The sequence below is a fragment of the Vibrio sp. 1402 genome (assembly GCF_033340275.1).
On sequence record NZ_JAWOWE010000563.1, the window covers coordinates 1 to 557 of the forward strand.

A 557-nucleotide genomic window follows, 5' to 3' on the forward strand; every position below is an offset into this window, starting at 1 on the left:
GGTTCCCATATCCATTGAGTGCAGCTTTAGTGCTTTCTATGTTGTTGTTCCTGCTAAGGAGAAAACATGGCTGAGTTTACTTTCCTTAACCCATATTGGTTACTGGGACTGATAGCAATCCCCTTCGTACTCCTGATTAATCAAAAATTTAGAGCGAAAAAATCCGCGCTGATTGCCCCGCACCTCGCCAAAATGCTTGGGCAAACCACCCAGTCCAAACCCTATTTTACGATTTGGGGCTTGGCTTGGGCGATTGCCTGCGTAGCGCTCGCTGGGCCTAGCTGGGAATCAAATACACGCCCAAGCTTCGAACTAAGCCAAAATCGCATGCTAGTGCTAGAGATGTCTCGCTCGATGTACGCCAGCGACATCAAACCCAATCGCCTTACTCAAACACGTTACAAAGCGTTGGACTTGTTGCCAAAGTGGAAAGAGGGGGCGACTGGATTGATCGCCTATGCAGGCGACGCCTACAGCTTGAGCCCGCTAACGACGGATGCTAGTACGCTAGCAGGTATCATCGAGAACTTGTCGCCAGAGCTGATGCCATTCCAAGG

General features: G+C 50.1%; 1 protein-coding gene. It reads left to right on the top strand.

Annotated elements, in window-relative coordinates; translation table 11 throughout:
• Positions 1 to 66 precede the first annotated feature (66 nt).
• Positions 67 to 557, top strand: a 491-nt coding sequence (locus R7044_RS27265; RefSeq protein ID WP_225456232.1) for a VWA domain-containing protein, incomplete at its 3' end; no start/stop codon positions are given.